The sequence below is a fragment of the Methanosarcina sp. genome, from assembly GCF_035390745.1.
Lineage (GTDB): Archaea > Halobacteriota > Methanosarcinia > Methanosarcinales > Methanosarcinaceae > Methanosarcina.
Genome location: NZ_DAOOUJ010000096.1, coordinates 1 through 7,401 on the forward strand (window position 1 = coordinate 1; position 7,401 = coordinate 7,401).

Below are 7,401 nucleotides of genomic sequence, written 5' to 3' on the forward strand. Positions count from 1 at the left end.
CACCTGTTTCCACTTGCTACTTATATATACAGGCTCTGCCGATACACTGCCCCATGAGACTGGATGCATACCTTGTAGAGATGGGACATTTCAAGTCCAGGGGACGAGCAAAAACCGCAATTCTTGACGGAAACGTTAAAGTCAACGGCACTGTGGTAACAAAAGTCTCCAGAGACGTCTCAATTGATGATAAAATAGAAGTTGCTGAAGGGCTTGACAAGCCGCAGGGTTATTTCAAACTCAAGTATGTTCAGGAAGAAAGCGGGATCCTTAAACCTGGAGACAGGGTTCTTGACCTGGGGTCAAGTGCAGGCGGTTTTCTCCTTTTTGCTTCAGAGATTGCAGACCATGTAAAAGGCATAGAGTTCAGCAGGGATTTCAGGAGCGAACTTGGAAAAATTGCATACGAGCGAGACAATGTTGAAGTAATATTCGGGGACGTATTTACCATACCCCTTAAAGAGCTCTCCGAGGAGCCTGTGGATGTTATTCTCTCAGACATGACTCTTGAGCCAGAGGATTCAATCAAAGCTCTTTCCAGAATGCTCCCTCTCCTGAAAGAAGGAGGAAGGCTGCTTCAGGTAATAAAAATTCCAAAAAAGAAAAACCCGAAACCTATCCTGAGCAAGATTGAGAATCTGGGACTCGAAATCCAGCAGGTCGTCAGCTCCGAAAAGCAGGAGATTTACGTGGTCGCAAGAAAACCTCTGCCTGAAGAAAAGGGATCACCTGAAGAAAAAGAATAAAAAGGGATTCAAAAGGATGACAGCTAAAGAAAAAGCTGGTTCTTCTCCTGAGAGGTATAACTTTACGGATGCATGTGCAGATGAGATCGGATTCAAGGTTTACGGTAACGGAAAACCTGTTCGTCTCTTTGTTGCAGGGCTACACGGGGATGAGTGGAAAGACACAACAGAAATCCTGATGAAAATAAATCCTCCTGAAAAAGGGACTCTTGCACTGATCCCTCTTGTCAGCAGGGGAAAATATATTTCGACTCTGGATCCGGCTTACTACCCTGTGATGGGAAAAAGCATACTTGAAGCCATTGAAGCCCTGAATCCTGAAATCTATATCGAGCTTCACTCTTATTCCAGAGAAAATCTTGAAAAACTTGCAGGAAGGGAAAGGCTGGAAAGAATCGGGGTACCTGCTTACAGCATCCTGAAAGCAGGCGTGTTGATGGGTTCGGTTTCTCCCCGGGTCAGGAAAAAGTATTTTCCAAAAGAAGCTCTTTGCCTTTCTTTTGAAATCCAGAAAGAAAATCCTGAGTCGAGGGAGTTTGCTGCCAGCGTTCTCGAAGTCATCAAAGAAACGGAGGCAAGGGACGAGTTCATTGAATACCTGAAGAAAGAATTTCCGGAACAGGCAAGAAAAGCTATCGAAGATTACCGTAACTTCTACGGGGAAATCTGAGAGAATGTTTAAAAAAATATTTATCCATACTTCAGTAAAGCGTTCAGTTCCGAGTCTGTTTTAAGTAATGCTTTCTCTTTTTCGTAAAGTTCGCGCTGAGCGACCTTAATCCCGCTTTCCATGGAAGTCTGTTTGGATGCGCTTGCGTTGTTGTATGAACGTATAAGCTCATTATAATACTGTCTCTCGTTCTCATAGTCAAGAGATTTTGCTTTCCAGTCCCTGTAGAGGGAAAGGAAACTTCTATAATTTCTCGGGTTACTGAAAGTAAGTCCCTGATAGTAGTTTTCGTTTTCATCCATGTAAACGGTATATCCAGCTGTACATTCTATGGCTAACCATGAACCCGGATAGACCTCAGCAAGAACCCATGCATGATTGAAACTTTCAATAGCGCTTGAATTTAAGAGATTCGCAGTTCCATAGGTGCGGCTGGGGATTTCAATTTGTCCCAGCCTCCCGGAATCAGATTCTTTATGGACAGTATTTTCATCTGCAATTCTGCTGTTATCTGCAGACTCAATATATCCCACTGCTATTCTTGCGTTAATGCCTTTTGCTTTTAACATATTCCAGATATCCTGCGCCATGTTGTCGCAGTCATAAACATCATCTTTTGAATAAGTATGGCTACTGCAGTAGTCAGCTGCTATCTGCTCGCACAAACGGATATTTTTATCAGCATCAGGGTATTTACTGGAGCTAAGAGCAAAAGTTGAGAATACTATCGGTAAAACTCCTAAAATATAAATTAAAGCAATTATCCGTATGCTCTGGAAGAAATATTTCTGGATAGAAGTTTTACGGAATTTAAAAAAGGAACCTGCGGTTTTTTCATAATTATGTTCTCTGGAAGCAGAAATTCTGGACCCGGAATTCCCCATTTCACTATCAGAATTCTCCGCAGATGGTTTACTTTCTAGCCTCTTTCCGCAGCCTGAACAGAAAAGGTCTTCCGAATCTATTTTTACTCCGCAGTGATCGCAGTACAACTTCCAACTACCTCTTAAGGGTTTTCTTCGACTAAGACAACTTAAGGCTCCAACCCTGTAAAATGAAAAATAAAGCTTAACCAGGCAGTTAAAGCTCTTTTTCACTGGAGTTCTTTCATGAGCCCTTTTTTTGAATCCGGCTTACTGAGGTTCAGGTAACCAGAAGTCAGTTCACCGGAGCGTGGTTATCGGTCCAGTTAATTTTTCCCCCCGTTTCCTGGACAAACACCATAGCTTTAAAAGTATCCCGTAAATTGAGTTTACGTCAGCCAGATGATGAACGCTGAATCGTCTTGAGCATTTATAATTTGAATATAAAAATTACTTACATATATAATTGAGTTAGTTTAATGATAGCTTAATGATAAAATTAGTTGAATAATAGGATAGAAAATAAAAATCAAATTAAAAAAAAGAAAAAAGATTTAGAATTAGCGTAAAGGATAGAAACGCAAAGAATAATGCGTTCATCTCCTGAAAAGAGTTTTCAAAAATGGGGCTGCAGAAAAAAGTCTGCAGCTTATCTTTAATAAACCAGATAACTCCCTTTTCAATCATTAAACTGAGAAAGGGAAGGCTTAATTTGAATATCAGGTTTATCTGCGCATGTTGAGTGCAGGTGCAGACATCCCATCATAGGTGCTTGCCCTGTGCTCTGGTTTGACGTCCTGCATATCGGTACGCTGGGCACGGAGCATACTGTCCACACGAAGCACCATTGCCGCAGTTTCAGAACTTGCTTTGATCGAGTTGACCTTTACCCTGAGAGGGTCAACAACTCCTTTTTCAAGCATGTCTTCAGCAGCGCCGGTCAGGATGTTTAAACCTGCATTTTTGTTATCGGCGTGTTTTGCACGCAGGTTAAGGATAGAGTTGATGGTGTCCAGACCTGCATTTCTTGCAATTGTTCTCGGAATCTCTTCAAGAGCCTCAGCAAAAGCTGTAATTGCCATCTGTTCACGTCCGCCTATGCTGGGGGCATAAGAACGGAGAGAGACTGCAACTTCCATTTCCGAAGCCCCGCCGCCGGCAACAACCTTACCGTCTTCAACAACGCATTTTGCAACCCTGAGGGCATCATCAATTGCACGTTCCAGGTTGTCCACCACATGCTCTGTACCACCGCGGAGAACAATTGAGACCGATTTTGCACCTTTACAGTCCCTGAGGTAGGTTTTACCCTGATCATCGTCCCTGTCCTGCTCAAGAAGTCCGGCGTGCCCGAGTTCTTTTTCCGTAAGTTCCTTTATGTTCCTTACAGGCCTGCCTCCTGTAGCATCTGCAAGGTGCTGCATATCCTCATTTTTCACCCTGCGGGTTGCGTATATGCCCCTGCTCTGGAGGTAAGCTGCGACCTTGTCGTCCATGCCCTTGGAGCAGAATACAGCGTTTGCACCTGCCCTGATAATGTAGTCCGCCATCTCAAAGAGGGCTGCTTCTTCCTGCTTTACGAAACCTTCTATATCACTTACAGTGCTTATCTGAAGCTTTGCTTTGTTTGCTGTCTTTGCAGTTTCCATAGGAGCATCAATGAGTGCGATATTGGGATTTACAATTTTGAGAGGGAAATTTTTATCGAGGGCAACTTTGTCGATCACAATGCCTTCAACGAACTCTGTATCCTCAACAAGTCCACCGACATCTTTTGCAATAATAACGTTTTTTAGGTCGGCTTTCCCGTCCTCATAAATGGCAAGAACAGCATCCACACAGATTTCTGCAATCAAATTGCTGTATTTTTCAGAAGCCTTGCCAGTGATGGATGTTCTGGCAGTTTTAATAAGCAGTTCTCTGTCTTTTGCAGGAATTGCCAGGTTCTCAAAGACTTCAACAGCTTTCTCTGCTGCAAGCCTGTAACCTTTAACTATTACAGCCGGGTGGACTCCTTTTTCAATAAGACCTTCTGCTTTTTCCAGCAGGGCGCCTGTTAACACTACAGCGCTTGTTGTCCCGTCCCCTGCAGAACTTTCCAGAGACTGGGCAACTTCCACGATCATCTTGGCTGTGGGATGCTCTATATCCATGTCATGTAAGATAGTGGCACCATCGTTTGTGATGGTGATATCTCCCAGAGGGTTTACAAGCATCTTGTCCATGCCCCGGGGTCCAAGCGTACTCTTAACTATATTTGCCACTGCCTTTGCGGCTGCAATGTTCATGCTGAGTGCGTCTCTTCCTTTTGTTTGTTCCTTTCTCGGATCTATTATAAAGATTGGCTGACCACTTTTATCCATCTGAACAAAACCTCCTGAAAATACATGGTACGAATTGAAGGACAAATGATTGATAATTTGAAATTATTTACTGGTTTCCGGCTCTTTTCGAAATATAAAACCAGGCACCCTATTTTGCGCAGTTTGTTTGACTTGCAGATAGTAATTTATCAGGAAATAACTGATAATACTTCTATAAAAATATGCCGGTAAGGCAGGTTATTTTACAAAAAGAATACTGTTTCCGCTTCCTGTTATCCTTTGAAGCAAAAAAGGCAGTTTTCTGTCAGAACTGCTGCATTTACCTGCAAAGAACATTCAGAGAGAATTGCTGCCTTTAACTTTATGTATCCACGAGCCTTTTCACTTCTGCCTTGATATAATTTCCACAGACCCGTCTTTTTTTCCAATGTAAAGTTCATCTACATTACAAAAAATCCCGTGCTCAACTACTCCCGGAATTGCAGATAATTGAAGAGCAAGAGATTCCGGGTCTTTTATAACGCCAAAATCCACATCAATAACAAAGTTTCCATTGTCCGTTATTACGGGTCCATCCTTTTTTACAGCAGACCTGAGTTTCGGTACTCCCCCGAGTTCCCTGATCTTATTTAGCACAAGTTCTTTTGCAAAGGGCATGACTTCCACAGGCACAGGTTTATCAAGCTGTGTGCTGGTTTTAGAGTCGTCAGCTACGACCACAAACCGTTTTGCAGATACGGAAACGATCTTTTCCCTTGTATGAGCTGCCCCTCCTCCTTTAATGGCACGGAGTTCGGAGTCTATCTGGTCAGCCCCGTCAATGGCAATATCCAGTTCAGGATTCTGAGAAAGAGTGGTCAGCCTGATCCCGGCATCTATTGCCAGCATTTCGGATTGATAGGAAGTAACAACTCCCAGGATATCGAGCCCATCCTCTTTCACACGGCTTCCGAGTTCTTTTATAGTGTATGCAACTGTTGAACCTGTACCAAGCCCGACAACCATTCCGGAGCTGACAAGCCCTGCTGCAGCAATTCCTGCTGCCCTTTTTTCTGGAGAATCAGTAGAGGTATTTCTATCCGTCATTTTATTTACCGCCTTTCAGCTCTAAAAAAGTTAACTAAATAGCTAACGATGTAACAAACATTTTCAGAAACAGGAAGTCCTTCAAATTAAAATAATCATATTTAAAGAAAAAATGAGGAGGATCAGGGAGATAGTCTTCTCCTGTCCCTCGGGAAGAGTACGGTATCCCTGATATTATCAGTTCCGAGCATGGTCATGACAAAACGCTCACAGCCCATTCCCCATCCTGCATGCGGAGGCATTCCGTATTCGAAAGCCTTAAGGTAGAATTCAAAACCGTCAGGGTTCAGGCCCTGGGACTCGATCCTGCTCTTCAACAGAGAAGGAATATGAATGCGCTGGGCTCCAGAAGAAAGCTCCATTGTGCGGTGCATCATATCAAAGGACTTGCTGAATTCAGGCCTGTCCTCATAAGGCATGGCATAGAAAGGTTTGATTTCAGTTGGCCAGTCGATAATGAAGTAATGGGACTCGCCTGTAGTCTCGTAAACATAGTCTCCGACCGTGTGCTCTCCAAGCGTGCCCAGATCATCTCCCCACTGCATTTTCTCTTCACAGCGGCTGTTTATGATCTTGATTACTTCGTCGTAGGTAAGTTTCAGGAAAGGAGTCTTCGGAACCTTCAGTTCAACCCCGAGCACTTCAAGAGAGGATTTGCAGTTCTCGATTACGCGGGTGTAAACATAAGCCACAAGGTTTTCAAGGATTTCCATTACATCGAAGTGGTCGGCAAAGCTGACTTCAACGTCAATGGAAGTTGCTTCGTTTAAGTGCCTGCGGGTATCGTGCTCTTCTGCCCTGAAGATCGGACCGATTTCAAAGACCCTGTCAAAACCGCCGCTCATGAGGATCTGCTTGAAAAGCTGGGGGCTCTGGTTGAGGAAAGCTTCCCTGTCAAAGTAGGTGATCGGGAAAAGGGCAGTTCCGCCTTCGGTTGCAGTAGCAACGACCTTTGGGGTTGCGGTTTCAATAAAGTTGTGTTTTACAAAGTATTCCCTGATAGCCTGGAGGGATTCATGTCTGATCTTGAAAACCGCAGTTGTCTCGGCTCTTCTCAGATCGATAAAGCGGGAGTCAAGCCTTGTATCGAGTTCGGCTTCTACCTTTCCAGTGGTGTCCATAGGAAGAGGTGAACCTGCAACGTTCAGGACATTGATTTCATCAGGAAGAAGTTCGTATCCGTTCGGAGCTTTTTCTTCAAACTTGACCGAGCCTGTCACGGAAATTACGGATTCGCGGACAAGCCTTCTGGCTGCATCAAAGAGCTCTTTGTCGATCTTTTTCTTTACAAGTGTAACCTGAGCCTTTCCTTCCCTGTCCCGGAGCACGACAAAACAGATCCCTCCGAGGTCTCTGACCTCATGGACCCAGCCTGCAAGGGTAACTTTCTGACCGTTGTCAACCTTATCCGGCCTGACATCGGCTGTATAATGCGTTCTGAGATTTGCTAAAGACATAAATTCACCTTAATTAAGGGGTAAATTGAACGTAAATATAAGAATGAAGCTGAAACGTAGCTGAAACGTAGGTGAATAGTCATAACTCATTATTAATGTATTTGTTGCACCGCCCGAGTTGCGCCACCCGAGTTGCGATTCGGGAGCCCGCCGTCCGTTTCACTCGCTTCGCTCGCTCAAGCAGACTAATTTACGGATTACTATTAAGCGAGCTCAAGCAGACTAATTTACGGATTACTATTAAGCGAGCTCAAG

The 7,401-nt window shown here is 43.9% G+C and carries 6 protein-coding genes; 2 read left to right on the forward strand and 4 right to left on the reverse strand.

Annotated features, from left to right (window positions below; all coding sequences use genetic code 11):
• Nucleotides 1-53 precede the first annotated feature (53 nt).
• Nucleotides 54-746 carry a S4 domain-containing protein gene (locus PLL47_RS14065; RefSeq protein WP_324447079.1) on the forward strand — a complete coding sequence of 231 codons (693 nt, stop codon included), beginning with the start codon at nucleotides 54-56 and terminating at the stop codon, nucleotides 744-746.
• A 16-nt stretch (nucleotides 747-762) separates the two neighbouring features.
• Nucleotides 763-1,416: a DUF2119 domain-containing protein gene (locus PLL47_RS14070; RefSeq protein ID WP_324447074.1), complete on the forward strand. Its 654-nt coding sequence runs from the start codon at nucleotides 763-765 to the stop codon at nucleotides 1,414-1,416.
• A 20-nt stretch (nucleotides 1,417-1,436) separates the two neighbouring features.
• Here the strand turns inward: PLL47_RS14070 and PLL47_RS14075 are convergent, their stop codons facing one another.
• The 4 genes from PLL47_RS14075 to aspS form a co-directional block, all read right to left on the reverse strand.
• The gene (locus tag PLL47_RS14075; protein WP_324447075.1) at nucleotides 1,437-2,408 is read right to left on the reverse strand and encodes a zinc ribbon domain-containing protein; all 972 of its coding nucleotides are present in this window, start codon (nucleotides 2,406-2,408) and stop codon (nucleotides 1,437-1,439) included.
• Nucleotides 2,409-3,004: 596 nt separating this feature from the next.
• On the reverse strand, nucleotides 3,005-4,642 hold the full coding sequence (gene thsA, locus PLL47_RS14080; RefSeq protein ID WP_324447076.1) for a thermosome subunit alpha: 1,638 nt from the start codon (nucleotides 4,640-4,642) through the stop codon (nucleotides 3,005-3,007).
• 342 nt (nucleotides 4,643-4,984) lie between these two features.
• A complete protein-coding gene (gene rpiA / locus PLL47_RS14085) occupies nucleotides 4,985-5,689 on the reverse strand; it encodes a ribose 5-phosphate isomerase A (RefSeq protein WP_324447077.1) in 705 nt (234 codons plus the stop codon).
• 122 nt (nucleotides 5,690-5,811) lie between these two features.
• The gene (gene aspS / locus PLL47_RS14090; protein ID WP_324447078.1) at nucleotides 5,812-7,146 is read right to left on the reverse strand and encodes an aspartate--tRNA(Asn) ligase; all 1,335 of its coding nucleotides are present in this window, start codon (nucleotides 7,144-7,146) and stop codon (nucleotides 5,812-5,814) included.
• Between the last annotated feature and the right edge of the window lie 255 nt (nucleotides 7,147-7,401).